This window comes from Chondromyces crocatus (assembly GCF_001189295.1).
GTDB lineage: Bacteria > Myxococcota_A > Polyangia > Polyangiales > Polyangiaceae > Chondromyces > Chondromyces crocatus.
Genome location: NZ_CP012159.1, coordinates 1,880,172 through 1,904,305 on the forward strand (window position 1 = coordinate 1,880,172; position 24,134 = coordinate 1,904,305).

Here is a 24,134-nt window from a genome sequence, read left to right on the forward strand (position 1 = left end):
CGCCCTCGAAGTGTGCAGACCCGGACGGGAGGTTCAGGGGGGGCCGGATGGGGCGCCCTTCGAGCGGCCCGTATCATCAGCTCCGTTCCGGATCGTCGGGGCAATCAGAGGGAATCCACCATGCGAATGGCTCTCGACGCGAGCTGGCCAGATGATCGAGCCGACGTCCTGCGACCGCGGTCGTTCGAGTTCGACATCCGGGTGACGGATCTGGACGAGAATGGCCTCGACGCGCAGCCGTTCGGCATCATTCGCCTCGACCGCGAGGGCACGATCCTCTCGTACAACCTCTACGAGGAGAAAGAAGCGCGGCGGAAGCGGCAGGATGTCGTCGGCAGGAACTTCTTCACCGAGGTCGCCCCCTGCACCAAGGTCAAAGCGTTTCACGGCCGCTTCCGCGACGGGGTGAAGCGCCGCGAACTCGAAGCCACCTTCGGCTTCGTCTTCTGCCTGCGCCACGTCACCCGCAACGTCGACGTCTCGCTCTTCTACAAGCGCGCCGAGAGCGAGGACAAAGACTCCATCTGGGTCTTCATCCGCGGCTGAGCCTCAGCCCGAAACTGCATCTCGACGCTGCACACGGAACCCTCGATCCGGACGGGGACCCATCACGTGGTCCCCGTTCCTGGCGCGTGCGAGGCGTCGCCAGCCGGCTCGCACTCATCGTGCGACGGCGCCAGCGCCCCCTTCCCTGACCAGTCCAGCTCAGCCCAGCCCACAAACGGCGAACGCCGCTGCGGTGGGCAGCGGCGCTCCGTCAGAGGCCGAGAGTTGCGCTGAGGATCAGTCGCACCACTCGTGCAGCTCGTACGTGCAGACGCAGGGCGACTGGGGCGACCAGTTGCAGCTCGTCGCGCCGGGGGGCGGCCCGCAGTGCTCACACGTGGCGTAGATGCAGTTCTCGCCCGTGGTCTGCGCCTTCGCCTCGTTCTTGGAGATTTCCTTGTAGAAATACCCCGTCTCCTTGAGCACCTCGAGCTCCTCGGCGTTCAGCACGCCGAAGTTCGCGGGGTCCGAGGAGATCCGGAACTGGTTGTCCGGCGAATCGGTCAGGTCGACGGGCACGTTCGACTCGTAGTCGAACTGCTGGAGGTTCTGGATGTGAGCCTCCATCGTGAACGTCGTGCTACCGGCCGACATCTCGATCTTCGCGAAGTCGATCGGCTTGCGGTAGTCGAAGTAGTAAACGACGTCGTCCCGCAGCGCGAGCTTCAAGCTCTCTCCGCCCAGCTTCTCGACGTCTGCTGCCGTCACGCGCTGGTTCTGAACGCCATCGGGAACGATCGGACCCTCATCGGACCCCGTATCAGCGGTGCAGCCGATCAGGGAGAACGCCAGAGTGGTGCCGAGAACGAGAGATTTCGCAATGCTCATGGACTGTCGAAACATGGGACGCCCTTCCTATCTACCGGACCGAATCGCCGACCCCTTTTGACATCGTGCGGGGGCCCCTGCTCCCCAGGTCTGAGTTCGTCATCGTCATCTGCGACGCCTTCGACCTTGCTGCGCGACGAAGGGTTAAGAGTTCCAAGACGGATGGTGGCCGAGGTGGGGTGGACATGACAAGTCCATTCCTCGATCCGCCGAATTTCGATACTCCTTCATGCTCCGAGGTAGGTTGAACGGCACCGGTACGCTCCTGACGCAGCGTGTACCGGAGAGCCGCAGGGTAGGATGCGGCAGTGCCTGTTTTCGCTGCGCAAAAGATGGCGGCGGCCCAGACGATTCTTCTCGATGGGCCTTTGGGGACCGAGCTGGCCGTCCGAGGTGTACCTACACCGCCTCCACAATGGAGTGGGGAAGCCATCAACACCGCGCCTCGGGTGATCGAAGCGATTCATCGGGACTACGCCCTGGCGGGGGCGACGGTGCATACCGCGGCCACGTTTCGCACCCACGCTCGGCAAGCTGGCCCTGGCTGGGAAGCGCTCACGGCACGTGCGGTGGCGCTCACACGCGGCGCGATTCCTCGCCATCACCTCGTCGCCGGAAGCATCGCGCCGCTCGAAGACTGTTATCGCCCCGACCTCAGTCCACTCGATTCGCGTCCGGAGCACCGGGCCATCGCCCGCGCGCTCGCCCGTTCCGGCGTCGATTTGCTGCTCTGCGAGACCTTCCCGCACGTCGGTGAGGCCCTCGTCGCCGTCGAGGAGGCCGTGGCCACCGGCCTTCTGGTGTGGGCTTCGTTCACGGCAGGCCATCGCGCCGACTTGCTCACCCCGATCGAGGTGGGCCACGCCGCCCGCGCGGCCGTCGCGCGCGGTGCGAGCGCTGTCCTCGTCAACTGCATCCCGGCCACCCGCACGCTCCCTTACGTGGAACAGCTCGCCACCGCGGGCGTCCCCTTCGGCGCCTACGCCAACGCGGGCGCACCCGAAGAAGCCCTCGGCTGGGACACGGCGCGTGAGCCTGTGGCCTGCGCTCGCGCCGCTCGCGTCTATGCCGAGCTGGCCAGCACCTGGCGCGCTGTCGGAGCCACGCTGCTCGGCGGCTGTTGTGGCACCGGACCTGCGCACATCGCTGCGCTCGCGGCCTCGATCACCCCGCCCTCCGCGCCTCGATTTCCCTCGGAAGCAGGCTGAGCTTCTGCGTCGCTCCGGTCAGCGTCGGAGGAACACCCGCTGCTCCCCGTGCGCCACGATCTGCACCTGCTCCTCGCCGAGCTTCTGCGTCGCCATCACCTTCCGCAGCTCGCGCAGATCATCGCCGACTTCGTCGAGCGAATTCACGAACGTGTCGTAATGGACCGGCACCATCCACCGTGCCCCCAGATCGAAGTAGATCTGCACCGCTTCCACCGGATCGACGTGCTTGGACGCCATGAACTCGCGCGGCGCAATCGGCGCGATCGCGATCAGCGCCAGATCGATCCCCGGGAACCGTTTCCCGGTGTCCTTGAACATCGCCGGGTCGTAGCCCGTATCCCCGCTGAAGTAGACCTTGAGCCCATCGTACTCGACCACGTACCCCGTGAACGACTCCGTCATCCAGCTCTGGTCGACGCCGTACCGGAAGCCGCTGTGCTTCACCGGCGTCGGCGTCACCCGCAGCCCATCGTGCTCCCACGTCTCCCACGGCCCCACCTCCACCGTCGGGAAGCGGTAAGGCGGCACGTACACCAGCCCTCCGGTCGGCACGATCGTCGCACGCACCTTGTCCTCGATCATCTCCAGCGACCCGAGCGACAGGTGATCGAAGTGCATGTGCGAGATCAGCACCGCGTCCACCGGCGGCAGGTTCGCCGGATCCAGCCCGGGCTCCACGAAGCGCCGCGACACCATCCCCACCGTGTCGGTGAACACCGGATCGGTGAGGATCACCTTGTCTCCGATCTGCACCAGCGCCGTCGCGTGCCCCACCCAGAGCACCGACAGCCGGACCTCTTTCCGGAAAGGCTCGCGCACCTTGTTCTCCACCTTCCGCGGGGCGGTGAAGAGCGGCGCGAAGTTCCGGAACAGGATCCCCTGGACCGAGCACGACGACGCCCCGAACAAGGCGAGCGAAAGGAGCAGGGAGTGCGCGCGTCGCATGGGTTTCAGAAGTACCGGATGTTGAGGGTCAACGATCCCATCCGCAGATCGCGCGTCGGTGTGTAGGCCGCTTGCAGCCCGAGCACGCCGAACAGCGTGTAGATGCCCGCCTCGTACGCCACCCCCACCTCGTCGCGGTGGTACACCAGCGCCCCGCCCACGGAGCACGACAGGTATTCGCCCCGATCCAGCAGCGGAAAGTACGCCCGAACGCCCGAGCGGAACAGCCAGCGGTTCCCCAGCGAGCCACCGCCGGCGAGGTAAGTCGGCGACACGAACAGCTCCACCGAGCCCGCGTGCCGCACGATCGGCTCGGCCACCATCGATCGCCACGGCGACAGGCGCGGATCGATCCCGAACGAGTAGAGCAGCGGCGTCGCCTGCCATCGCCCCCCGAACCGCACCCCCTCGTCCGAGATCACCCACTCGGGGCTGGGAATGAGCTGCGTCAGCAGCCAGGGAAACGTCGCCTGCACCCGGGGCTCGGTGACCCGACCAGTCGTGAAGGTCCGCACCGTCTCCTCTGGCGCGCTCGCTTCATCGGCGCGAGCGGGCACACCCCGGTCCTCCGAGGTCACCTCCAGCGGCCCTCGTTCCCCCTCCGCCCAGGCCAGCGCCGTGGCGGGCGAAAGAGCCAGCGAGAGCGCCGTGGCCATGGCGACCCGACCTGACCCGAGCGCGTCCTCGTTGCCTCGGCGCGGGCGGCGTGCCACGGAACACCACCACGTCGCCAGCGCGTCAGATCCGCCGCGCAGGCGCCGCAGAGCGGAGCGAACCATGATCGACCTCTACTACTGGCCCACGCCGAACGGTTGGAAGATTTCCATCATGCTCGAGGAGACGGGGCTCCCCTACAAGCTCGTCCCCGTGAACATCGGCCGCGGAGAGCAGTTCAAGCCGGAGTTTCTGGCCATCAGCCCCAACAACCGCATGCCCGCCATCGTCGATCACGAGCCCCTCGGCGGCGGCGAGCCCGTCTCGGTGTTCGAGTCCGGTGCCATCCTCGTCTACCTCGCCGAGAAGACCGAAAAGCTCCTGCCCAAGGACGTGCGCGGTCGCTTCGAGGTGCTCCAGTGGGTCATGTGGCAGATGGGGGGCCTCGGCCCCATGGCAGGCCAGGCGCACCACTTCCGCCACTACGCACCCGAGAAGATCCAGTACGGCGTCGACCGCTACACCAACGAGGTCAACCGCCTCTACGGCGTCATGAACAAGCGCCTCGCCGACCGCGACTACCTCGCGGGCGACCTCTCCATCGCCGACTTCGCCGCCTTCCCCTGGGTCGTCCCCTTCGAGAACCAGGGCCAGAAGCTCGAAGACTTCCCGCACCTCAAGCGCTGGTTCGAGGCCCTCAAGGCGCGTCCCTCCGTCGAGCGTGGCCTCGCCGTGGGCGCCGAGCTGCGCCAGCAACCGAACATGGACGAGGAAGCCAAGAAGATCCTCTTCGGCCAGAAAGCCCGCTCCTGAACCTCCGCCCCTGACCCTCGGCGCGACCTCCTCGGAGTCCTCGCGCCGCCCGTGTCGCGCCGCCGGAGGCGTGGCACGCTGAGCGTTTCCCACGCCGCCTCACACCGCCTACGCACCTCGCTCCGACGCCGCGCGACGCCCGCACCGTCATGCCTCCCCCCATCCAGCTTCCTCCCGTTCAGCTCACCCCCATCGGCATCGCCCGCACCCCGCACCCCGACCGGGTCAGCGCCCCGCGCCAGCCCTACGCCGCGCAAGGCACCCCGGGCACCATCGAGCTGTTCCCCGGCAACCACTACGAGCACGCCCTCTGCGACCTCGAAGGCTGGGAGCGCATCTGGGTCGTCTTCCTTTTCCACCTCAATCCCCCGGGCGTCTTCCGGCCCAAGGTGCTCCCCCCTCGCAGCGCCGGCCAGCGCCGCGGCGTCTTCGCCACGCGCTCCCCGCACCGCCCCAACCCCATCGGCCTCAGCGTCCTGCGCCTCCAGGCCGTCGACGGCCTCGTCCTGCACGTACTCGACCTCGACCTCGTCGACGGCACCCCCGTGCTCGACATCAAGCCCTATGTCCCCTGGGCCGACGCCTTCCCCTCCTCGCGCACGGGCTGGCTCGCGCCCCTCGCCCCGCTCGCGCCCACCGCTGCGCTCGCTGACGACCCGCGGAACGCCACCGACCTCACGTCGAGCAGCGCGGCGCCTCCCTCGCTCCTTCATCCGGCCTCCCTCGACCCCGAGCCGGGCTTCCACGTCACCTGGGCCCCCCTCGCTGCCGAACAAGCCGCATGGCTCCAGCGAGAGCATGGCGTCGGCCTCGTCACCCCCGTCGACCGCGCCCTCTCTCTCGGTCCCCAACCGCATCCTTACCGCCGCATCAAGCGTGACGGCGACGCCTTCCGCCTCGCCGTCAAGGACTGGCGGATCCGCTTCCGCGTCGAGGGCCGACAGGTCACCGTCGAGCGCCTCCAGAGCGGCTACCGACCCGCGCAGCTCGCCACCTCCACCGAGCCCGCCATCGTCCTCCAGGCCGCGTTCGTGGCGCACTTTCCTGGCTGATCTCCCCTGCGTTTCGAACGTTCCTGGAAGCGTCACGGTCGCCTTCGCGAGGAGCGTGCAGACGAGAAGTTCGCTATCTTCGACAAAGGAACACGATGGATCCAGCTTTCGCTCCTCTGCGCGGTGTGGTGTTCGACATGAACGGCACGCTGGTCGACGACATCCCATTTCATTTCGCGGCCTGGAGGTCGCTCGCGAGCGAGCTGGGCGTGCTCCTCAGCGACGAGGACCTGCAGTCGTTCAATGGGTTGAAAAACGAAGACATTCTGCCGAAGCTGGTGGGCTCGGATGTCACGCCGGAGCGAGCTGCTCGGCTCATCGAGCAGAAAGAAGAAACCTACCGCCGGCTGTACCGACCTCACCTTGCCCTGATGGACGGCGCACGGGAGTTCCTCGCGGCGTTGCGAGCGGGCTCGGTCCGTGTCGCCATCGCGAGTTCCGCGCCTCCGGAGAACCGTGCGATGGTCATCGACGGGTTGCAGCTTCGCGACGACATCGACGTCGTCGTCGCGGCGGAGCACCTGCCGGGCAAGCCGGCCCCGGACGTGTTTCTCGACGCGGCTCGTCAGCTCGGGATCGCTCCCTTCGAATGCCTGGCGTTCGAGGATGCCGTGAGTGGCGTGATGGCGGCTGTTCGAGCGGGCATGCTGGTCGGCGCGGTGACGACGAACAATCCGGCAGCGACCTTGCTGGCGGCCGGTGCGGCGTTCGCGGTCCACGACTTCACCTGCATGCCGCCCGAGGTCTCCGCCCGTCTACCGCAAGCGCCCCGTTGAGCCCACCCGCGTCACGGGCGCAGCGATTTGCACGCTGCGACGACCGCGTCGCGCTGCTTCTCGTGCCCCACCGACGTATCGCAGATGTAGCTCTTCCCGCCGAGCTCCCGGCGCACCATCGCCCAGTAGTTCTTGCCCATCGAGCCCTCGTTCTCGAACGTCAGCACCCACCCGTCGGGCAACGTCTCCGTCTTGATGTTCTGCGGCTTGAAGTCCTCGAACTCCTTCTGTGCCGCCTCCAGCGTCTTCGGCTTGTTCTCCCCGGCCGGCGCCACGTTGAGCGGCGCGCTCGCCCCCATCACCGTGTGCCCCTCGCCGATGATCGCGTCCGTCACCGCGGAGTCCTCCGGCAGATCGATCTGCAGGTTGAGCTTCGGAAGCTTCGTCGCCTTCCCGCCCCCCAGGATCGTCTCCCCCTTGCCCTCTGCGGCTTTGCCCTCTGCGGCCTTGCCCTCCTCGGCCTTCTTTCCTTCTGCGGCCGGCTTCACCGCGCCTGCGCTGGTGGCTGCGCCCGATGCGGCGTCGGGGCTCTTTTCGCCCGAGTTGCAGGCCACGAGGCAGACGGCGAGCGCGACGGCGGAAAGGCTCTTCGAGATCATGATGGCTCCTCGCAATGGCAATCCCGGCGCAGGTGGACACCCGGCATCCAGAGCCCACCCCTGCACATCGCATCGACGTGCCGCGCGGCGCGCGCGCCTGGGTTGCATTAGAGCCGAGCACCTGGGTGAAGTCCAACGGCGCGCTCCCACGCGTGTGGGCGCGCCCCCTCTGCCGACGACGCACCCGCATCCACTTGTGCGCTGTGGCATCCAAGACAGCGTCTGCTACGCCAACTCGGTGACCCGGCTCGCATCGACGATCCCGGGCACGTCGATCATCTCCGCCGGTGATCGGCCTCGCGGATGGACCCGCTGCGCGAATGGACCCGCTTCGCTGATGGATGGCCCCCGTGACGCAGACCCGCACCCCCGAGACCCTCCAGGACGTCGACGCCTGTGTCGACGCCATCCTCGATCGCGTCGGCCGTGACGTGCGCATCGCCCTCCCCCTCGGTCTGGGCAAGCCCGTCGAGCTGGTCAACGCCCTGTACGCGCGGGCCTGCCGCGACAGCACCCTCCAGCTCACCCTCCTCACCGCCCTCACCCTGGAGCCACCGACCCCTGCCCAGGGCCTCGAAGCCGCGCTCCTCCAGCCCTTCCTCGACCGCGTCTACGACGGTGTCCCTCGCCTCGACTACGCCGCCGCCCAGACCGAAGGGCGCCTCCCCCCCAACGTCCGCGTCGTCGAATTCTTCTTCCGGCCTGGCAGCCGCCTGCGCGACGCCCGCGCCCAGCGCGACTACATCAGCACCAACTACACCTTCGCCGCGCGCGACGTCTTCGACCAGGGCTGCAACGTCGTCGCCCAGATGGTCGCGCGCCGCGACACCCCCGACGGCCCCCGCTACAGCCTGAGCTGCAACCCCGACCTCGGCCCCGACCTCGTGCAGCGCCTCCGCGCCGCCGAAGCCGCTGGCGAGCGCAAGGCCGCCGTCGTCGCCGTCGTCAACCAGCACCTCCCCTACTTCGGCCGTGACGCCGAGGCTCCCGTCGACATGTTCGACCTCGTCGTCGACCACCCCCGCTACACCACCCCCCTCTTCTCCACCCCCAAGACCCCGGTCGCCCTCGCTGACCACGCCATCGGCCTCCACGCCACCGCCCTCCTCCGCGACGGCGGCACCTTGCAGCTCGGCATCGGCAGCCTCGGCGACGCCGTCGTCCACGCCGCCCTCCTCCGCCACCGCCACCCCGATCGCTACCGCGACGCCCTCGCCGCCACCGGCGCCCTCACCGCGCACGCGCCCCTCATCGAGCGCATCGGCGGCCTCGGCCCCTTCGAGCGCGGCCTCTACGGCGCCACCGAGATGTTCGTCGACGGCTTCGTGCACCTCCTCGACGCCGGCATCCTCACCCGCCGCGTCTACGACTTCCGGGCCCTTCAAGAACTCGTCGACGAAGGCCACTGCGACCCCCGCGCCCTCACCCCCGACCTCCTCGACGCCCTCCTCGAGCGCGGCGTCTCCCAGCTCCGCGCCGAGGACTTCGCCCCCCTCCAGTTCCACGGCGTCTTCACCGACGCCATCCGCTACGACGCCGGCCACCTCGTCCACCCGGACGGCGACCGCATCCCCGCGAACCTCGCCGACCCCGGCGCCCGCGCTGCCATTGCCGCTCGCTGCCTCGGCACCACGCTACGCCGCGGCGTCCTCCTCCACGGCGGCTTCTTCCTCGGCCCCCGCGCCTTCTACGAAGCCCTCACCACCATGCCGGACGACGCACGCGACGCCCTCTGCATGACCGGCGTCGACAAGGTGAACCAGCTCGACCTCGACCCGCCCCTCTACCGCGCCCAGCGCCGCCACGCCCGCTTCATCAACACCGCGATGATGGCCACCCTCTCCGGCGCCGTCGTCTCCGATGGCCTCGACGACGGCCGCGTCGTCTCCGGCGTCGGCGGCCAGTACAACTTCGTCGCCCAGGCTCACCAGCTCCCCACCGGCCGCTCCATCCTCCTCGTCCGCGCCACCCGGACCCCCAAGGCGGGCGACCCCCAGAGCAACCTCGTCTTCGCCTACGCCCACTGCACCATCCCGCGCCACCTGCGCGACCTGGTCGTCACCGAGTACGGCATCGCCGACCTCCGCGGCCGCACCGACAGCGAGGTCGCCAAGGCCCTGCTCCACATCGCCGACAGCCGCTTCCAGCCCCAGCTCCTCGCCGAAGCCCAGCGAGCCGGCAAGATCGAGCCCGACTACACCATCCCCGAGCCCCACCGCCACAACACCCCCGACCGCCTCGCGCGCGCCCTCGCCCCGCACGCCGAGCACCTGCCCACCTTTCCCCTCGGCACCGACTTCACCGACCAGGAGCTTCGCCTCACCCGCGCCCTGGAGCGCGTGAAAGCCCGCGCCGAGAGCACCCCGAAGTGGCATCTCCTCCCCGCCGCCCTGCGCTTGCCTCAGCGCGACGAACCCCAGCTCCGCGCAGACCTCGAGCGCATCGGCCTCCTGCGCCCCACGACCCTTCAGGACCGCATCACCCGCGGCCTCTTGATCGACGCCCTCCGCGACCCCTGACCCCGCCCCTCACGGCGTCACCACGCCCCCTGCACCCCCAGCATCGCCCCCGCGGGCCCTGCGGACAGCACCCCCGCGCTCACCCAGCGCCTCGCTTGCCCCGTGTCCGCCTCGCCCCCGCGCGGCTCCGTCAACAGCAGCACCAGCGCCGTCCCCACCCCGGCGGCTCCCACCGCGAACCCGATCGTGCTCACCAGCCCGGTCATCTTCACCCGGTCCACTGCGGCAAGCCCCGCCGCATCACACACCCGCGCGTCGCGCTGCCCGATGGCCCCACCGCAGTGGTCCCCCATCGTCCCCTTCGCGCCGAGCGCCAGCGCGCCCATCACCCCGCCCACTGCGAGCCCTGCGATCCCCAGCCCCCCGACCGTGAACGTCAGCGCCCGCCGCCCCGTCGACACCTCCTCCTCCGCGACCACCGGCGGCGGCTCGGGCGGCGGCTCGGGCGGCTTCGGCAGCTTCACCTCCAGCCGCAGGTGCTTCTTCTCCTTCGGTGCCAGCGTGAACGCCACCTCCCACGCCTCGGCGCCCGCCACCTCCGTCGACACCCGGTGCTCCCCCGGGTCCACCGGCAGCGGCACCTCGAGCGCGGCGCTCCCCACCACCTCACCGTCCCGCTTCACCACCGTCTCCCTGGGCGCCGTTGCCGGCAATGCCAGCGTCAGCTCCGGCGCCTCGGCCCGCAGCCGATCGCGCTCCTTCTCCGCCACCTGCGGCCGCCGCCCTTGCCTGAACTTCTGCGCCCGCGGCAGCTTCTCGTAGATCTCCAGGTAGTCACTGAAGTGCGCCGCCGCCGTCGCGCTCCGACCCCGCCGGCTCTCGCACTCCGCCAGCGTGAACAGCGTCCCTGGCCGCGGATCGATCCGCTGGCTCTCGGCGATCGCCGCGCACCCCGCCTCGTAGCGACCCGCCAGCATGTCCGCCTTCCCGCGGTTGAACAGCGCCTCCGCGCTCGCCACGTCCTCCGCCGCGGCGGGCCCGACCCACCCCGTGAACACCACGCCGACGCTCATCACGGTGCGGCCGACGCTCACGACGGCGCGGCCGACGCCCCGCCCTCGAAGCCCGCTCCGCCGCTCACCGGCTCGACCCACGCCCCTCGCCGCCATCCCCCAGCTCAATCGCGTCCCAGCAGCGACGACGTGTCCGCGTGCGACGGCTTCTTCGTCGTCCCCGCCTTCGCTCCTGCGCTCGCCGCCCCGGATCCGCTCGCCTTCGCGCCCACCCCCTTCGTGCTCGTCGCCGTCGCCGTCGCAGTCGCCTTGGCCGCTGCCACGCTCGCGCTCGCGCTCCCGGGCGCCACGCTTGCCGCTCCTGCCGCCGACCCCACCCCCTTCGCGCTCGCCGCCGTCGCCGCCGTCGCCGCCGTCGCCGACGCCCCCGTCGCGCCGCCGGGCGTCACCACCTGCCCCTCGACCGCCTGCGCCTTCTCCGCCTCACCCGCGCCCTGCGCTCCCGCGCGCCCCGATGCCCCTTCCCCGAGACCTGCCGCGCTCTCCCCCTGATTCCCCCGCGTGAACCACCACAACCCCGACACCACGAGCCCCACTGCGACTCCCAGCGCGACCACCTTCGCGATCACCGAGGACGCCGACCTGCGCGGCGAGAACGGGGGCACCGCCAGCGTCGCGCTCGTCGGGTTCGCCGTCCGCTCCAGCGCCGCCGTCGACGCGTGCACCGCCCCGCTCGGCGTCGTCCGGAAGGACGGCACCGAGCCCGACGCCGACGATGGCCCCGACGACGGCATCGGCGTCGCGAGCGCGAAGCCCGGCACCGTCGACCCCCAGCGCGACGCGCTGCCGAGCATCACCTCGTGCAGCGCATGGACCGCCTCGGAGGCCGACGCGAACCGCGCCCCTGGATCCACCGCCGTCGCCCGCGCGAACCACCCATCGAACGCCGCCGGCAGCGCCACCCCCAGCGCCGCCGCCCGCCGCACCGCCGACTCCTGCGGCCCCTTCAGCGCCACCAGCGCGAACGCCAGCGGCTCCTTCGCCTGCTTCGCCTCGGGTGCCCAGTACGCCACCCCCACGAGCAGCGTGAACGCGATCATCCCGAGCGCGTAGATGTCCGCCGCGCCGCTCAGATCCGGCCCCACGAGGAGCTGCTCCGGCGCCATGTACAGCGGCGTCCCCACCGTCTGCGTCGTCCCCGCGCTCGACGCCCCCTCGGCCAGGAGCTTCGCCACCCCGAAGTCGATGATCTTGATCCGCGGCGTCCCGTCTTGCCGCAGCGTCAGGAACAGGTTTGCCGGCTTGAGATCCCGGTGCACGATCGACGCCGCGTGCGTGAGGTCCAGCGTCGACGCCGTCTGCTGGAGGTACGTCAGCGCCTCCTCCACCTGGAGCCGCCCCGACCGCTTGAGCCGCACCCCCAGATCTTCCCCGCGCAAGAACTCCATCACCAGGAACGGGATCTGCGTCTCCTCGTCGATGCCCGCGTCGAACACGTCGACGATGTGCTCGCTCTCGATCGCCCCCGCGATCCGCGCTTCCCGCTGGAACCGCGCGCGCAGCTCCTCGTTGTGGATGATGTGCGGGTGCATGATCTTGAGCGCCCGCCGCCTGGCCGTCTCCAGGTGCTCGACCTCGTACACCGCCCCCATGCCCCCGCTCGCGATGCACCGGACGACCCGGTAGCGCTGCGCGAAGAGGAGGCCTTCGGGAAGGACGGCCAGCATGCGCGGAGGATCGCGTGCCCCTGCCGAGGGTGTCAAGCGCGCATCCCCGACGATCCTGAGCCGATCCTGAGCCGATCCTGAGCCGATCCTGCGCGATGGCGCCTTCTCGTCGCTCGTTCACGCACATCACGCCGCGCTCGTGGCGCTCGCCGATGCGCGGGGCAGGCTTTACTCGGCGGGAACCTGCGGTGTCTTCGCGTAGCGCAGGATTTCCTGCTTGCTGCTGTCGACCCAGTAAACGCACTCCCCTTGATCGAGGAGAATCTCGCCCGGTTCCATGGTCATGGTCTTGTCGGCGTAGACGACCTCCGCCGTGTCGAGGACGTCCATCCGAGCGCGTGAGATCTCCCGCTGGCCGCCACGATGGGACCAGTAGACATGGGTCTGGTCGGCGTTGATCGACCCCGGGCCGCTCTTGACGCCGGGGCCGGTGATGGCGACACCTTCATTTCCACCGGGCGAGTAGGCCCAGACGCGGTCGGGGCCACGCGTCGTCCAGAAGAGGCGCAAGTCGGGTGACTCGACGAACTGCATGAAGGCGAGTTTGAGGCCCGGCAGCTCACTCGTGGATTCCTGCTCCGGGACCGGGTCGAGCCCGTCGTGGAACTGGCCGAGGTAAACGAGCCCCATGCGTCGCCACGCGACCCAGACAGTCGAGTCTGTCTCGATGGCGTCGATGTGCTCGGGTACGCCGCCGGTGTTGATCTGACTGTAGTTCGTGCCATCGGTGCGTCGGCGGCGCAGGTAGTTGTGCTGCGACGCGGCCCAGTAGGCGAACCCGTGACGTACGGCCATCTCCCGGATGCTCGCCTCGACCGTGAACCCCTGGAGCGCGTCGAGGTTTGCCGGCGAATCCACAGGCGTTCGCTTGATGGACGCGTTGCCAGCGATGTGGAGCATGTCCCCCCAGAGATCGATGTCGACGATGGGCTCCGAGGAGCACCCGTGCTTCTGCGGTGTGGTCGTCTGGGCGTCCCTGGCCGGCGCCCTCATGATGCAGTCGCCCTCCGGCCCGCTCTCGACCCAGTAGAGGTGCTCCAGGTAGAGGCGCGGGCGCTCGATGCGCGACGGCCGTGTGGCCACCACCCGCATGGGTTCGCACTCCCCCTCGACACACGCGCCGCACGTGCACACCCGCCCACACGCGCCGCAGTTCTGCGGGTCGGAGCGCGTGTCCCCGCAAGGGCTGACCCCCCCGCCGTCCCCTCCACCGCCGCCGCCTTCGACGCTGCCGCCCAGACCCATTCCGCCTTCACCCCCGGGGACCGGCGTGTACTCACCGTCCACCCCGAGCAGCATCGTGCAGCCCACGGGCAGCGCCACCGCAGCGCTGCACAGCGCCGCTCCGCACACCATGGCGGCGAGGCGATCCCGGGAACGCTTCGTGAAAGCTACTTCCTGTTCCACCGAGATCTACCCTTCCGGCGTCGTCGTGACCGTCAGGGGAGAGGGCGAAGGCCACGCCGCACGACGCTTGCACGTGGCAACCCCGCCTGGACGGCCACCCTACCACGACGGCTCGGATCGCTCATCGACAAGCAGCGAGCGCGCGGCTCAGGTGTCCGTTCGGTTCACCCGAGGCCCTGACGCCCGCCGCTCATCGGCCGCTCTCGGCCTCGACCTTCACCAGGCGCCCTTGGCGCCCACCCAGGCTCCATCCGGCCCTGCCGCGAGCAAGCAGCTGCTCGTCCAGGAAGCCCCGCTGCCCTCCACGGCCGTCGCCACGCTCGCGCCGTTCGACAGCGTGACCGCCGCGCTCACCAGGCCCGTGGCGCCGGCGGCGAGCCCCACCGCGCTGCTGCCCGAGCCCTTCACCCGCTCCGTGGGCCCCATGCCGGAGGCGTCGCAGGCGGTGTCGTGGCGCCGCGTCACCGTATCGCGACAGTGCTTCTCGACCGACCCCTTCGCGTGCAGCGCGAGCGCCCCCCGCACCCCCCCCACGGCCCGATGGCCCACCTGAAGCCCGCTCTTCGCGTGCCCCGACGCGTGCCCTTCCAGGTGGACCATCGCCCTGGCAGCGGCGTCCTCCGTCATGACGGGCGGCACCGGCGCCAGGGGGACCAGGCGCGCCGCGAGCGCCATCGCGGCGGTCGTCACCGAGGAGGCCGGGCATGGCCTCGTCACCACGGTGAATCCATCCTCGAATGGCCTGGTGCACGTCGCACCGAATGCAGCATGCAATGGCGTGGTGAAGGCACTCCGGAGCGTCGACAGGTACGCCATCAGCCCGAGCGTCGCCGTGGGTGGGGTCGCAGGGGCGAGCGCCTGTCGCCGCACCGCAGGCTTCGTGGGCGCCTTCGGCGCATTCACCCGCAACGTGACGTGCTTCTTCTGCTTCGGCTTGATGGTGACCCGTCCCTCCCAGCTCGGCACCCCGGGCGCCTGCGTGGAGAAGAGGTGCTCCCCCGGGTCGACCGGCACCGCCTGGTTCAGCGCGTCGGGCCCCAGGACCTCGCCGTTCCACGTCACCACCGTCCCCGCGGGCGTCTGCGCCGGCAGCGATACCGTCAGCATCGGGATCTCGGCGCGCAGCCGGTCCCTTTCGCCCTGCGCGACCTGCGGGCGCTGACGCTGGCCCGCCTTCTCCGCCCGCGTCATGCCCTCGTAGAGCGCCAGGTACTCGTCATAGAGGGAAGTCGCCGTCGCGACCCGACCTCGGCCTGCCTCGCACGCCGCCAGCGTGAAGAGCGTCTCGGGCTGCGGGTCGAGCCGCTGGCTGTCGGCGAGCGCCTTGCACCCCGCCTCGAAGCGACCGGCCGCCATGGCCGCCATGCCGCGATCGAAGAGAGCCGCCGCGCTGGCGGTGTCCTTCGCGCCGTCCACCTTCTGCGGGCTCGTCGTGGCCTTCGGGTTCCGAGGCGCTTGCGCGCGGGTCGCATCCGCTGGCCTTCCGCCTGGCGTGACGTTCCTGGCGCTCCCGGGGCTGCGCGCGTCGGTCGCGGCGCGTGGGCTTTCGCTGCGCTGGGCGAAGGCCAGAGAGGGGGTCAGCGTGGCGGAGAGCGTCACCGCGAGGGTGAGTGCGACGGAAAGAGAATCACCAGCTCGGCGGCTCAGCCACCTCGTCCTGTACAGCATCATTGCCTCCAGCGTGCGGGCATGAATTCGATGGGGTCGGTGAATGGTGATCGAATCGATCGCGTTCTCGGAGCACCTCTCGAAACCTCGCGTCGCCGACCTGCCGCGCCGCGACGTTCGTCTGCGCTGCTCGTGTCTCTGGTCGGTTCGAACCAGGGTGTTCGGTGCTCTTGGGGCGTCGGCGCTGCTGCGTGCGCAAGCGCGCACGGGTGTCTCCGACGCTTCGGCTCTTCGCTGCGCTACCTCCTTTCTTCCTCGCCAACCCGGGCGGAGCGCATTGCTCGTTTGCTGCTCGCCCGTCAGGGAACATTCAACGTGCGTGCCTCTTGCTTCAATGAGTTCACTCCCTCGCCGAGGGGTGAGCGTTCGTTCTGTCAGCCGTGAAGTTCGAGCCTCTGCTCCGTGCTCGCTCTGCGGGCGCAATGCGGCGCTCGCGCCGACCTCCTGGGTGGCGGTTCTGTCCTCGGCGAGGCGCCCTCGCTTCCGCTCGTCCGAGGTCGTCTCGGCTGGAGGAAGTGGCGCCCGTGGCGCCCATGACGACGGCGTGGTCTCGGCGTGGGAGAGGCGGCCCTCTCCTGGCCGCGAGGTGCTCGCTGCCAGGCGCGTGAGCTGCGTCTCTGGTTCCTGTGGGGGGGAGAATCGGTGAGCGCGCCCCACGGGGTGCGGCTCGACCTATAGCCTAAGCCCCACCCGAGGTCGGCGCCACGGTGGATGAGGGGTCGAGTGCGAGCTTTCCTCTCTCGGCGCGAGGGAAAACGTCGTGCCAGGGCATGCGCGGTGGCGTGGCGCCCGGGTCGAGGGGTCGGAACGGCGAAATCGGCGTTCCCACATGTCGGAGCGGCGCGGGAAACGGCTCGGGCGGCGTTTCGACAAAGTGCAAAGGGGGCGGAGCCGGTTCCTGCGACATTGAGAGATGTGGAAACGGCGCGGGAAGCGGTTCCTGCGACATTGAGAGATGTGGAAACGGCGCGGGAAGCGGTTCCTGCGACGTTGAGAGATGTGGAAACGGCGCGGGAAGCGGCTCCTGCGACGTTGAGAGATGTGGGAACGGCGCGGGAAGCGGTTCCTGCGACGTTGAGAGATGTGGAAACGCGTTTCTGGAGGAGTCCACGCCGTTCCGCATGCGCGGAGGGGGCCGGAGGCGCTCGACGCCCGGGTCGAGGGGGGTCGGGGCTCGGCACACAGGGCCTCGGGCGGGCGTGCAGACGGGCGGTGGGCGTCACCAGGTGCCGCGCACGCCGAGCAGGCCGCCCTCGGGGCCGGCGAAGACCACGTCGGGTCGGAGCGTGGGGGACCTCTGTCCGGTGGTCTTGCTGGATGAGCCGCCGTCGGTGAGCAAGAGGACGACGGCGGTGCCGAGTCCCACGGCGCCGACGCCGAAGCCGACGGTGCTCACCCAGCCCAGCGTCTTCGTGCGGCCCAGGGCGTCGAGGCCCTCCTGGGTGCAAGCGAGCGGATCGCTGGCCCCGATGGCCGCGCCGCAGCGCTCGTCGACGTCGCTCTTCGCGCCGAGGGCGAGGGCGCCGGTGACGCCGCCGAGCACGAGGCCGAGGCCGCCGAGGCCGCCGACGACGTAGGCCGCCGTCCGCTGTCCGGAGCCACCCGGGGGGGCTTCGAGGTCCACGGCGGCGCGCTCGACGGAGGCCTGGTCCGGGTCGGACGAGGGGCGCGTCGGTGAAGCGGTGCCTTCGGGGCGGCGGAGCTGCAAGACGATCTCTCTCTTCTCGCCGCGTGCGAGCGTGATCCGTTGCTCCCAGCGGCGGCCGCCAGGGACCTGCGTGGCGAGGGTGTGCTCGCCAGGGTCCATGGGGAGGCTGAGCCCCAGTGTCGCCGCGCCGAGGACGGTGCCGTCGCGCTCGACCACGGTGCCCGCCGGCGCGTCGGAGGGCAGCGTGAGGGTGAGCTGCGGGATCTCGCCGCGCAGGCGCTCGCGCTCCCCCCGGGCGACGCGAGCCCGCTCGCGCTGGCGGGTCTGCTGTGCAGGCGGGAGCTTGTCGTAGAGCGTGAGGAAGTCGCCGAAGCGAGACGACGCCGAGGCGACGCGGCCCCAGCGCGACTCGCACACCGCGAGCGTGAACAGCGTGCCCGGTCGTGGATCGATGCGGTGGCTCTCGGCGAGGAGGGGGCAGCCCTTCTCGTGGTGACCGGCCTCCATCTCGGCGAGGCCGTGGTCGAAGAGGGCCTCGGCGGTCGCGACTTCCTGGGCGTTCGCGGGGGCGCCGAGGGTGATGGCGGTGAGCAGGGCGGCAAGGCCGAGAGGGCGTGCGCCGTGTGCAAGGCCGAGAAGGCGTGCGCCGTGTGCAAGGCCGAGAAGGCGTGCGCCGTGTGCGAGGCGTGCGAGGCCGAGAAGATGTGCGCCATGTGGGAGGCGTGCGCGGGAGCGGTGGGACGGCGCGCTCATCGGTCGCTCGGTGTCTGCATGGCGGCGTGCTCGGTGGAGGGCGCCTTCGAGAAGGCGTGGATGCTGCCCGTGGGCTGGTCGACCCAGTAGAGGCACTCGTCCTGGACCATGAGGTGGCTGGGCGATGACGTTCCTGTCGGGACCCTGTGGATCCTCTCCGCCTTCCAGGTCGTGCGGCTGGCCCGCCGGATCTCGCCCGACCTGGTCTCCGACCAGTAGACGTATTCGTCGTCGAAGGTGAAGCCGGCGGGGAGGTCGATGCCTTCGAGGGTGACTTCCTCCTCGGTCTCCAGGTCGTGGACGACGATGGCACGGTCGGCGGTCCAGAAGACGTGGTGCCGCTGGCCGTCGAGCCGCACGTGGATGGGCAGGTCCCAGTCGGCGACCTTGCGGACCAGGTTGTCGACGGTCGACGAGCGCACGATGCCGTAGGGGGTCATCCACACGACGACCTCGACGGTCTCGTCGCGGTAGGCGTCGATGCGCAAGGGGTTGGGGTCGTTCGATACGGTGCCGAGGTCGGTGCCGTCTTCCCGGATGCCGTCCACGGTGCCGACCATGGGATCGACCCAGTAGACGTAGCCACCCGACGTCGCGATGTCGGTGGCGCCTTGCATGTCGACGTCGTGGAAGCGGGTGGCGCTGCCGCTCGGCGTGTAGGGGTGGAACCAGATGGCGGTGGCCGCGAGCCAGTACATGCCGTCGTCGGCGAGCGCGAGGCTCCGGATGGGCTGCGGCGCGAGGTAGTCGTCGATCGACGCGTCGGCCGGGGTCCGCGGGTCGGCGAGGGCGGAGCGGATGTGCTGGCCGTCGGCGGAGATCCAGTAGGCGCGGCCGTCACGCAGGATGGCGCCGGAGGGACTGTCGGCGATCCCGAGTGGGTCCCGGACGATCTCGAGGGGGGCGCACGCGCCGTCGAGGCACTGGCCGCAAGGGCACACGTGACCGCAGGTGCCGCAGTTGTCGGGGTCGGAGCGGGTGTCGCCGCAGGTGCCGACGCTGCCTCCCTGGCCACCTTCGCCCTGCGCGCCGGCGTGTCCGCCGTCGCCGGGGTCGTGCAGGTGGTAGTCCTGCTCGGCGCCGAGGAGGAAGGTGCAGCTCGATCCGAGAGGGAGCAGGGCGAGGGGGAGCAAGGCGGCGCAGAGGGCGTGGAGGGCGCCGACACGCCGAGGGAGTGGGAGCTGGCGCGGTGGATGGCGCGCTCGGTCGTTCCACGGAGAGCGCGCAGTCCGCGGAGCGTGCGCCGTCCGCAGAGCGCTCGGCGGCGGGCGCTCCTGGGGAGGGATCGGCGGGGGAGGGGCGGGCTGCGTCATGACTGTGGTGCGCTGGGGTCCGGGGTGAGCGAGCGGCTCGTCGCGAGCAGGTCGATGCTACCCCGAGGGCGGGAGCGGTGGGTGGCACCATGCGCGTGATGAGCCGCTCCAGGCGAGCGGTCGACGGAGGGATGGGCGTGACTCAGGGATCGGCAGGCGTGGCGTCGAGCTGGCCGTCTTGCCAGCGCACCACCCGATCGATCGTCGTGACGCGCTGCCAGTCGAAGGTGCGCAGGAGATCGGTGGGCGTGCAGTCCTCGGGCGCTGGCAAGAGGCCGACGCAGGCGGCGAGCTGGCCGCACAGGCGCGGGGCAGAGAGGCCGAGGGCCGCGCCACGCGGGGCGAGGTGGGTCTTGGCGAGCTTGCCGCCGCGGGCTTCGAGGAGGAGCAGGTGGTGGCGGTAGACGGGCGCGGGGAGGCCGAGGAGGGTCTGGAGGGCGGCCTGGGTGGCGGTGCTCGGGGCGATGTCGCGGCCGCGGACGATGCGGGTGACACCGGAGGCGGCGTCGTCGACGACGACGGCGAGCTGGTAGGCGATGGCGCCGTCGCGGCGGCGGACGACGGGATCACCGAAGGCGAGGGCGGGTTCCTGGGCGAGGTCGAGGCCGCCTTCGTCGAAGGGACGGAAGGTGCCGGCAGGGAGGGCGACGCGGATGGGCTCGTGGCAGGCGCGCCAGCCGCCCGGGGGAAGGGGTCTTTCGCGGCTGCGGTTGTCGTAGGCGAAGCCGCCGTCGGGGGCGCGGCGGCCGATGGCGCGGAGGGCCTCGCGGGTGGCGTCGCAGGGGTAGAGGGCACCTCGGGCTTCGAGGTGGTCGAGGGCGGCCTCGTGCTGCGCGGCGAGGGTGCGCTGGGCGAGGATCTCGTCCCAGTCGAGGCCGAGCCAGGTGAAGTCGTCGAGGAGGCTCCGGGCGTGCTCGGGGCGGCAGCGGTCAGGGTCGAGGTCTTCGAGGCGCAGGAGGAGGCGGGCGCCGCGGCTGCGCGCGTCGAGCCAGCAGAGCAAGGCGGCGGCGAGGGTGCCGAGGTGCGCGGGGCCCGTGGTGGAAGGGGCGAAGCGGCAGACGGGTGGGGGGCTCGTCTCGGCCCCGTGGTGCTGGAGGGATGTGCCCACGTGCGTGCCTGGCCTCGGGCGCGACGCGCTCGGGTGGGGCTGCCTCAGGTGGGGCCGAGGAAGCGGGAGAGGCGGGCGCGCACGCGATCGAGGCCCATGACGGCCATGACCTCGCGCAGGTCGGGGGTGTTGCGGGTGCCGCAGAGGGCGACGCGCAGGACCTGGGAGACGTCGCCGACGTGGCCCTTGTACGCGCTGGGGTCGGCCTTGTGGACCTTCACGTCGGCGGCGTAGCCGTTCGCGGAAGAGACGGCGCGGATGCGGTCGAACCAGGCGTCCTTGCCGTCGGCCGGGTCGTAGGTGTCGAGGATCTGGCGGAGCAGGGGCGCGCGGTCCTCGGTGGGCACGTTCTCGGGGAAGTCGTGCGTGTCGAGCGCGTCGTACAGCTCGTCGTAGAAGTAGCCGAGCTGAGGGCGGAGGTCGGGCCAGGTGACGATGCGCTTGTTCTTGGCGCCGGCGCGCTCGATGGCGAGGGCGCGCAGGGTGTAGTCGGCGTGCTGCTCCATGAGGGCGGCGAGCGGCGCGTCGAAGCGCTTTGCCCAGCGCAGGCCCTGGGCGTACACGTCCTCGGCGCTCATGCGGGCGACGACGCCCTGGCTGATGTTCTTGAGCTTCACGAGGTCGCTCAAGGCGCCGCCAGAGGCGAGCTTGTTCAGCTTGAGGGGGAAGTCGGTGTACGGCTTCGCCGGGTTGGCGCGGCGCCAGTCCTCGAAGGCGGAGTTGGCGATGTTGAGCAGGTACTCGATGGTGCCCGCCTCGGGGACGCCGGCCTCGTAGTAGTAGTCGACGTTGGCCTCGGGGTCGTGGCGCTTGCTGAGCTTACGGCGCGAGTCGGTGACCTTGGTCTCGCCGCTCTCGGCGTCCGTCTCCTCGACGCGATCGAGCTTCTGGATCGGCGGGACGTGGGCGTAGTTCGGGGCCTTGAAGCCGAGGTAGCGGAAGAGCTGGAGGTGGAACGGCATGCTGCTCATCCACTCGTCGCCGCGGATGACGTGCGTGGTGCGCATGAGGTGGTCGTCGACGGCGTGGGCGAGGTGGTAGGTGGGGATGCCGTCGGACTTGAGCAGGACGTGATCGACGTCGTTCACGGGCATGGAGATGGTGCCCTTCACGCCGTCCTTCCACTCGATGCGGCCGTTCGGATCGTCCGGGGCGCGGAGGCGGATGACGAAGGGCTGCTTCCGGGCGAGGGCTTCCTCGACCTTGGCCACGGAGGCGTCGCGCCACCTGGCCCAGCGACCGTGGTAGCCGGGCTTGGCCTTGAGGGCCGTCTGCTCTTCGCGGATGGCGTCGAGCTCTTCGACGGTGGCGAAGCAGGGGTAGGCGAGGCCGCGGCGGATGAGGTCGATGGCGTAGGCGCGGTAGATGCTGGCGCGCTCGGTCTGCACGTAAGGGCCGTACGCGCCTTGCTGGGTGAAGGTGCCGTCCGCGGCGCGGAGGACACCCTCGTCCGGGTCGAGGCCGTAGCGGCCGAGGGCGTCGACGATGGTGTCGAGCGCGCCCGGGATGGAGCGCTTGACGTCGGTGTCCTCGAGGCGAAGGTAGAAGACGCCCTTGCTCTGGACGCTGAGCCGCTTGTTGATGAGCGAGACGAAGATGCCGCCGATGTGCATGAACCCGGTGGGGCTCGGCGCGTAGCGGGTGACCATGGCGCCATCGGGCAGGGAGCGGGGCGGGTAGAGCGCTTCGTACGCCGCCGGGGTCTTCGCGGAGGTGCCCTCGTCGCCGTAGAGCAGGCGGATGAGCGCCTCGCGGTCTTCAGCGTTGGCTCCGGGGGTTTCCTGCTTCTCCATGGGCGGCGCGTCGCTCCTTGTGCGGTGAGGGGCGGCTGCCTTTGCATGCCGTACATCACCTGTCAACGTTGGCAGTCCGGCCGCTGGAGGCGGCCACGACACGGATGCGGCCTCGGCGTGGATGCAGCCACGACGCAGATGCGGCCTCGGCGCGGATGCGGCCTGCGAAGAGACGGAGGGGTGAGGTGGAGGGGAGGGAGGTGCCGTCGAGGCGCAGCGCGCTCAGGCTGGCTCTGACTGGCCTGGAGGTGGGGCCAGAGCGGTTTCGGACGGGGCCAGAGCGGTTTCGGAAGTCGAGGCGCGGCGCGCTCTGGGGGGCCTGCGGAAGGCGCCAGAGCGCGCGCGCGAGGGGAGGTGGCCGGGTGGAGGCGGCCCACCGGGTCAGTTGACCTTGATGGGGATCTGCCGGGGCTTGACGGCCTCGGCCTTGGGCAGGTGGATCGAGAGGACGCCTTCCTTGAGATCCGCGGAAATCTTCGCGGAATCGATGCCGCGGGGCACGAGGAAGGTCCTGCGGTAATCCCAGAGGCCTGCCACGTCGTTGCCGGGGGCGACCCGGGCCGCGTCCACGCGCCTGCCTTCGATCGTCAGCTCGCCCTTCTCGAGGTGGACCGACAGGCCGTCCTGGAGGACACCCGGGAGATCGGCGAGGACGAGCAGCTCGTCCGCATTCTCGTAGATGTCCACCCGGGGCGCGACGGCGGGGCGCTGCTGGATGGTCTCGGCCTGGTTGCGCTCTCGGTTGGTGACGTTGTTCTCGGTGCTCATGATGTCATCTCCTCCAGTGGTTCGTTCTCGGGTGGCTGGGGCTGCTCGCGGTCACGACGAGACGGTGATCTTGCGCGGCTGCGCCTCCGGGGCCTTCGGCAGGGTCAGGGTCAGGACGCCGTTCTTGAGGGACGCCGTGGCCGTGCTCGCATCCACCTTGCTCGGCAGCGTGAAGCTCCGCGAGAAGCGCACGGCGGGGCGCTCCTGCCGGTGGGTGGAGTAGCCCTCGGGAACGTCGTTCTTGCGCTCGGCGGCGAGGGTCAGGACGTCCTGGTTCAGGGAGATCTGGAGGTCCTTGTCCGCGACGCCGGGCAGGTCCGCCTTCACGATGAGGGCCTCCCCGCTGTCGAAGAGGTGGATGCGGGGACCCGAGGCCGCGAGCCGAGGCGCACCGTCGAAGCCACTGCGGAGCTGACCTCGCGGGGGAGCGAAGGTGTCGAAGTCCTCGAACATGCGATCCATGCGGTGGCGCAGGTCGTTCATGAGGGCAAAGGTGCGGTCGATCTGGTGATGGTTGCGAGCCATGATGTCGTTCCTCCTGCTTCGTTCGTGTGCAGTTCGGCTCGCCGTGCCGCGGTCGAGGCGCACCAGCATCGTGCTCGGGTGCCCTCTGCAATCCGTGCGGCAACGGCGAATTCAGCCTGTTTCGCGGGGCCCGTCGCTCTCGTGGGCGTCGTCCTCGCGCCTCCAATCTCTGCACGCTCGGGGGGGTGTCAAGGCCAGCCCCGCACAATCTGGAGAGAGCCCACGGACTTCTGGAAAACCTCGCCTCCCACCCCGAAACCCTGCGGAAGTCTCGATGAAAGGGGGCTGGTCGCGGCGGTCCCTTCGAGGCTCAGCCGTATCGACCTGGATGTCGTCTCGACCTCGACGTCGTTTCAACCTGGATGTCATCGCGGGTGCCCAGCCGTCCGAAGCGCTGGTCCGAGGCGCCTCAGCCGTCGGACGTTCGGGTTCGAGACCTTGGCCGTTCGAAGCTCAGCCGTTCGAGACCTTGGCCGTTCGAGACCTTGGCCGTTCGAGGTCACGCAGCTCGAGGTCCAGCCTTTGCCC

The 24,134-nt window shown here is 70.2% G+C and carries 20 protein-coding genes; 6 read left to right on the forward strand and 14 right to left on the reverse strand.

Translation table 11 applies throughout. The annotated features are described in order from the left end of the window. The first annotated feature begins 120 nt into the window (after positions 1 to 120). Positions 121 to 546, forward strand: a complete 426-nt coding sequence (locus CMC5_RS06995; protein ID WP_156338297.1) for a PAS domain-containing protein — start codon at positions 121 to 123, stop codon at positions 544 to 546. A gap of 237 nt (positions 547 to 783) precedes the next feature. On the opposite strand, the gene CMC5_RS07000 is transcribed toward CMC5_RS06995, so the two are convergent. Next, complete coding sequence (locus tag CMC5_RS07000) at positions 784 to 1,254, reverse strand: hypothetical protein (RefSeq protein WP_156338299.1); 471 nt, start codon at positions 1,252 to 1,254, stop codon at positions 784 to 786. Between the two features lie 428 nt (positions 1,255 to 1,682). Between CMC5_RS07000 and CMC5_RS07005 the strand changes: the two genes are divergently transcribed. Beyond that, complete coding sequence (locus tag CMC5_RS07005; protein WP_245678333.1) at positions 1,683 to 2,582, forward strand: homocysteine S-methyltransferase family protein; 900 nt, start codon at positions 1,683 to 1,685, stop codon at positions 2,580 to 2,582. 18 nt (positions 2,583 to 2,600) lie between these two features. Here the strand turns inward: CMC5_RS07005 and CMC5_RS07010 are convergent, their stop codons facing one another. Both CMC5_RS07010 and CMC5_RS07015 read right to left on the reverse strand, forming a co-directional pair. Further along, positions 2,601 to 3,530, reverse strand: a complete 930-nt coding sequence (locus CMC5_RS07010; protein WP_050429679.1) for an MBL fold metallo-hydrolase — start codon at positions 3,528 to 3,530, stop codon at positions 2,601 to 2,603. A gap of 5 nt (positions 3,531 to 3,535) precedes the next feature. Then, positions 3,536 to 4,309, reverse strand: a complete 774-nt coding sequence (locus CMC5_RS07015; RefSeq protein ID WP_156338301.1) for a hypothetical protein — start codon at positions 4,307 to 4,309, stop codon at positions 3,536 to 3,538. On the opposite strand from CMC5_RS07015, the gene CMC5_RS07020 reads away from it, so the two are divergent. The 3 genes from CMC5_RS07020 (at position 4,308) to CMC5_RS07030 (ending at position 6,825) form a co-directional block, all read left to right on the forward strand. Further along, positions 4,308 to 4,997: a glutathione S-transferase N-terminal domain-containing protein gene (locus CMC5_RS07020; RefSeq protein WP_050429681.1), complete on the forward strand. Its 690-nt coding sequence runs from the start codon at positions 4,308 to 4,310 to the stop codon at positions 4,995 to 4,997. The two genes, CMC5_RS07015 and CMC5_RS07020, sit on opposite strands and share 2 nt — an antisense overlap. Before the next feature lie 149 nt (positions 4,998 to 5,146). Then, positions 5,147 to 6,049, forward strand: a complete 903-nt coding sequence (tsaA, locus tag CMC5_RS07025) for a tRNA (N6-threonylcarbamoyladenosine(37)-N6)-methyltransferase TrmO (protein ID WP_050429682.1) — start codon at positions 5,147 to 5,149, stop codon at positions 6,047 to 6,049. 95 nt (positions 6,050 to 6,144) lie between these two features. Then, positions 6,145 to 6,825 (forward strand): HAD family hydrolase, encoded by a 681-nt coding sequence (locus CMC5_RS07030; protein WP_050429683.1) that lies wholly within the window; start codon positions 6,145 to 6,147, stop codon positions 6,823 to 6,825. A gap of 11 nt (positions 6,826 to 6,836) precedes the next feature. Here the strand turns inward: CMC5_RS07030 and CMC5_RS07035 are convergent, their stop codons facing one another. Then, positions 6,837 to 7,424: a hypothetical protein gene (locus CMC5_RS07035; protein WP_050429684.1), complete on the reverse strand. Its 588-nt coding sequence runs from the start codon at positions 7,422 to 7,424 to the stop codon at positions 6,837 to 6,839. Positions 7,425 to 7,765: 341 nt separating this feature from the next. Here CMC5_RS07035 and CMC5_RS07040 point away from each other — a divergent pair, with 341 nt between their 5' ends. Further along, complete coding sequence (locus CMC5_RS07040; RefSeq protein ID WP_050429685.1) at positions 7,766 to 9,943, forward strand: acetyl-CoA hydrolase/transferase C-terminal domain-containing protein; 2,178 nt, start codon at positions 7,766 to 7,768, stop codon at positions 9,941 to 9,943. 17 nt (positions 9,944 to 9,960) lie between these two features. Here CMC5_RS07040 and CMC5_RS07045 read toward each other — a convergent pair whose 3' ends face one another. The 10 genes from CMC5_RS07045 to CMC5_RS07095 form a co-directional block, all read right to left on the reverse strand. Further along, entirely contained in the window at positions 9,961 to 11,052 is a 1,092-nt protein-coding gene (locus CMC5_RS07045; RefSeq protein ID WP_050429686.1) for a tetratricopeptide repeat protein, read from the reverse strand. An 8-nt stretch (positions 11,053 to 11,060) separates the two neighbouring features. Further along, positions 11,061 to 12,623 (reverse strand): serine/threonine-protein kinase, encoded by a 1,563-nt coding sequence (locus tag CMC5_RS07050; protein WP_050429687.1) that lies wholly within the window; start codon positions 12,621 to 12,623, stop codon positions 11,061 to 11,063. Positions 12,624 to 12,791: 168 nt separating this feature from the next. Continuing rightward, complete coding sequence (locus CMC5_RS07055) at positions 12,792 to 14,030, reverse strand: NHL repeat-containing protein (RefSeq protein ID WP_156338303.1); 1,239 nt, start codon at positions 14,028 to 14,030, stop codon at positions 12,792 to 12,794. Positions 14,031 to 14,246: 216 nt separating this feature from the next. Then, on the reverse strand, positions 14,247 to 15,701 hold the full coding sequence (locus tag CMC5_RS44055) for a tetratricopeptide repeat protein (protein WP_156338305.1): 1,455 nt from the start codon (positions 15,699 to 15,701) through the stop codon (positions 14,247 to 14,249). A gap of 1,216 nt (positions 15,702 to 16,917) precedes the next feature. Next, positions 16,918 to 18,099, reverse strand: a complete 1,182-nt coding sequence (locus CMC5_RS07070; RefSeq protein WP_245678334.1) for a hypothetical protein — start codon at positions 18,097 to 18,099, stop codon at positions 16,918 to 16,920. Further along, on the reverse strand, positions 18,096 to 19,412 hold the full coding sequence (locus tag CMC5_RS07075) for a hypothetical protein (RefSeq protein ID WP_050429691.1): 1,317 nt from the start codon (positions 19,410 to 19,412) through the stop codon (positions 18,096 to 18,098). Before CMC5_RS07075 ends, CMC5_RS07070 begins: the two co-directional genes overlap by 4 nt. 142 nt (positions 19,413 to 19,554) lie before the next feature. Then, on the reverse strand, positions 19,555 to 20,520 hold the full coding sequence (locus CMC5_RS07080; RefSeq protein ID WP_050429692.1) for a glutamate--tRNA ligase family protein: 966 nt from the start codon (positions 20,518 to 20,520) through the stop codon (positions 19,555 to 19,557). A 44-nt stretch (positions 20,521 to 20,564) separates the two neighbouring features. Then, positions 20,565 to 22,313: a glutamate--tRNA ligase gene (locus tag CMC5_RS07085; RefSeq protein ID WP_050429693.1), complete on the reverse strand. Its 1,749-nt coding sequence runs from the start codon at positions 22,311 to 22,313 to the stop codon at positions 20,565 to 20,567. Between the two features lie 381 nt (positions 22,314 to 22,694). Beyond that, the gene (locus CMC5_RS07090; RefSeq protein ID WP_050429694.1) at positions 22,695 to 23,081 is read right to left on the reverse strand and encodes an Hsp20/alpha crystallin family protein; all 387 of its coding nucleotides are present in this window, start codon (positions 23,079 to 23,081) and stop codon (positions 22,695 to 22,697) included. Between the two features lie 51 nt (positions 23,082 to 23,132). After that, the gene (locus CMC5_RS07095) at positions 23,133 to 23,606 is read right to left on the reverse strand and encodes an Hsp20/alpha crystallin family protein (protein ID WP_050429695.1); all 474 of its coding nucleotides are present in this window, start codon (positions 23,604 to 23,606) and stop codon (positions 23,133 to 23,135) included. Positions 23,607 to 24,134: the final 528 nt, after the last annotated feature.